At 72.8% G+C, this 3,126-nt stretch carries 4 protein-coding genes; 3 read left to right on the top strand and 1 reads right to left on the bottom strand.

Annotation, left to right across the window (positions count from 1 at the left end; translation table 11 throughout):
• The first annotated feature begins 150 nt into the window (after positions 1 to 150).
• Positions 151 to 870: a DUF2470 domain-containing protein gene (locus ACQKIP_RS43815; RefSeq protein ID WP_365859481.1), complete on the top strand. Its 720-nt coding sequence runs from the start codon at positions 151 to 153 to the stop codon at positions 868 to 870.
• Here the strand turns inward: ACQKIP_RS43815 and ACQKIP_RS43810 are convergent.
• Entirely contained in the window at positions 841 to 1,131 is a 291-nt protein-coding gene (locus ACQKIP_RS43810; protein ID WP_365859479.1) for a DUF1232 domain-containing protein, read from the bottom strand. The genes ACQKIP_RS43815 and ACQKIP_RS43810 overlap by 30 nt on opposite strands.
• Before the next feature lie 214 nt (positions 1,132 to 1,345).
• Between ACQKIP_RS43810 and ACQKIP_RS43805 the strand changes: the two genes are divergently transcribed.
• Both ACQKIP_RS43805 and ACQKIP_RS43800 read left to right on the top strand, forming a co-directional pair.
• On the top strand, positions 1,346 to 2,536 hold the full coding sequence (locus ACQKIP_RS43805; protein ID WP_365859477.1) for an amidohydrolase family protein: 1,191 nt from the start codon (positions 1,346 to 1,348) through the stop codon (positions 2,534 to 2,536).
• Positions 2,529 to 3,110 (top strand): isochorismatase family protein, encoded by a 582-nt coding sequence (locus tag ACQKIP_RS43800; RefSeq protein WP_365859475.1) that lies wholly within the window; start codon positions 2,529 to 2,531, stop codon positions 3,108 to 3,110. The genes ACQKIP_RS43805 and ACQKIP_RS43800 overlap by 8 nt, the downstream gene beginning before the upstream one ends.
• The last annotated feature ends 16 nt before the right edge of the window (positions 3,111 to 3,126 follow it).

The raw sequence follows: 3,126 nt of genomic DNA, 5'->3' as shown, positions 1-3,126 counted from the left end.
GTGTTGGGCACCCCCGGGGCCCACTCCCCCCCCCGACTCCGGAAGATCCCACCGGCCCCGCGCGATTCACCGCGCGGGGCCTTCCGCGTACTGGCCCTGCTCCGCGATCTCCGATAAGTTAGGCAAGGCTTACCTAATGGAGGTTCAAGGATGGGTGTCCGTCACGCCAGCACGTCCGTGCCCACCGCAGCGGCACGCGCGCGCTCACTGCTCACCACCGCGTGGTCCTGCGCGGTGACCACGGAGATCGGCAGGGATGAACTCGTCGGCGCGCACAGCGTCACGCCGGAGGGCATCCTCCTGCTGTCCCCGCCCCCCGACAGCGCCCTTGCCGCCGCGATGATCTGCGCGCCGCGCGGCGAACCCTCCACCCTGGTGGAGTTCGCCGATGTCGCCCCCGTACCGGTCAGGGACCGCATCCGGGCCCGTCTGTGGCTCTCGGGGTCACTGGTACCCGACGGGGAGGGATTCATCTTCGCGCCGACCTGCGCCGTGCTGCACGACTCCGCGGGCGGCCGGACCGGCATCGACCTCGACGAACTCGCCCTGGCCGCCCCCGACCCGCTCGCCGAGGCCGAGTCGCGCCTGCTCACCCATCTCGCCGACGCGCACGAGGACGCCGTCGAGCAGCTGACCCGGCTCGTGTGCGCCGACAGCCTGCACGGCGTGGTGCGCGTACGCCCCCTCGCCATCGACCGCTACGCCCTGACGCTGCGTCTGGAGAAGGCCCGCAGCCAGGCGGACGTACGCCTGGCCTTCGACGAGCCCGTCGAGGACGTCGCCCAGGTCACCGAACGCATGCACATCCTGCTCGCCAAAGCCCGGCACCTGCGCCGCCCCCTACTGCGCCCCGCGTCCCCCGATGCCTGAGTCCGCCGGCTTCATGGACCGCAGCGCGATCAGCAGCACCCCGATGTCGTCGAGGAACACCGGATCGGGCAGCAGATCGGCCGGCAGGACCAGATAGGCGACCGCACCCCAGAACACCCACTGGCGCTCGACCGGCAGCCCCGCCCTGCGCAGACTGCGGCGCGTGCGGACCAGACGTACGAGCAGCGCGATGGCGACCGCGAGTGTCGCGGCCACCAGGATCGCGCCGGCCACAAGGAGGACCGTGACTTCCGTGCTCATCAGACCCTGACCTCCGTCCTGCCACATCCACGACGTCCCCGGCGGGCACTCGGCCCAGGCTATGGGTACCCGCGGGACGCCGCGCGAACATCTCCTCCCGCCCCCGTACGGGGGACTTCGTGCCCCCGCATCACGGACGTTCTGCCCTCCCGCGACGGATGATGGAGGCCGGCATCACCGCCGGCTCCTCCAACTCCCCCGGGGAAAGGCAGAGATGAGCCAGACGCTGATCACGGCAGGGCGGGTTCTGACCGGGCCAGGTGGCCGGCACGTCATGGACGGCGCCGTCCTCACGGAGGGCACGGACATCGTCGCCGTGGGCGCCAGGGCCGAGGTCGAGCCCCTGGCACGCGGCGTGTCGCAGCGCCACGCCCTGCCGGACGCCACGGTGCTCCCCGGGCTCATCGACGCCCACGTCCACCTGGTCTTCGACGCGAGCAAGGACCCCGTCGCGGTCCTGGACGCGCACAGCGACACCACCCTGATGGCGGCCATGGAGGAGCGCGCGCTGCAATTCCTGCGCAGCGGCGTCACCACGGTGCGCGACCTGGGCGACCGGGGCCGCCTCACCCTGCGCCTGCGCGAGGCGATCACCGCGTCCCGGGTGCCGGGCCCGCGGATCGTCGCCGCCACCACCCCGCTGACCGCCAGAGGCGGCCACTGCTGGTTCCTGGGCGGCGAGGTCGAGGGCGAGAGCGAGATCCGCGCCCTGGTGCGGCAGAACGCCGAGTTCGGCGCGGACGTCATCAAGGTCATGGCCACCGGCGGCGGCCTCACCCGCGGCGGCCCCGCCACCTGGCAGGCCCAGTTCAGCGCCCCCGAGATCCGCGTGGTCGTCCGCGAGGCGCGCCGGGCCGATCTGCCCGTCGCCGCCCACGCGCACGGCACCGAGGGGATCGTGGCCGCCGTGATGGCCGGCGTCGACACCATCGAGCACTGCACCTGGATGAACCGCAAGGGCCTGGGGCTGCGCGAGGACGTCCTGGACGCCATCGTGGCCAAGGGCATCCGGATCTGCCCCACCGTGAGCCCGAACTGGCGGATGCTGCCCATGTTCTTCGGCGCCGAACGAGCCGAGGCGATGTTCGACCAGGTCCGCACGATGGCCGAGCGCGGCGCGCGGCTCATCGCGGGAACGGACGCGGGAGTCCAACGTGCGGGCTGCGACGGCCTGGCCCAGAGCCTGGGCTTCTACCAGCACTTGGGGGTGGCGCCCGACCGCGTCATCGACATGGCGACCAGCGAGGCCGCGGACGCCCTGCGCATCGGCGACCGCGTCGGCCGGCTCGCCGCGGGCTACCGCGCCGACCTGATCGCGGTGCACGGCGACCCGCTGCGGGACGTGGCAGCCCTGGGCGACGTACGCCTGGTCATGGCGGACGGCAGGATGGTGGACCATGAGTGAGACATCGGCACACCCCGCGAAACCCGTCCAGGCCCTGATCGTCGTCGACATGCAGACCGCCTTCGTCACCGGTGAGGGCGCCGTGCCCGAAGCGGCCCGCGTCCTGGACCGCACGACCGACCTGATCACGCGGGCCCGCGCCGCGGGCGCCCTGGTCATACAGCTCCAGAACGACGGCGAGCCGGGAAGCGCCGACGAACCCGGCACTCCCGGCTGGGAGATCCACCTGCCGCCGGAAGCCGACCGCGGCGAGCGGGTGCTGCGCAAGACCGTCGACGACGGCTTCGAGGAGACCGGCCTCGCGGAGCTGCTCGCCGACGCGGGCGTGCACGACCTGGCCTTCTGCGGGGTGCAGTCCGAGATGTGCGTCCTGGCGACCGCGCGCACCGCCCTCGAACGGGACTTCCGCGTCGTCCTGCCGCACGACGCGCACGCGACGTACGACATCCCGGCCGCCGAGGGCATCAGCGACGCCGTCCCGGCGGCGATGGTCTCCCGGGTCGCCGAATGGGCCCTCGGCGACGAGGTGGAGATCGTCGCGAGGGCCCGGGACGTCGACTTCACCATGCCCTAAGGGCGGCGGGTCGGGG

Origin of the sequence: Streptomyces sp. NPDC059900 (genome assembly GCF_050270335.1) — a bacterium.
Lineage (GTDB): Bacteria > Actinomycetota > Actinomycetes > Streptomycetales > Streptomycetaceae > Streptomyces.
This window is presented reverse-complemented; position numbering and strand designations above follow the sequence as displayed.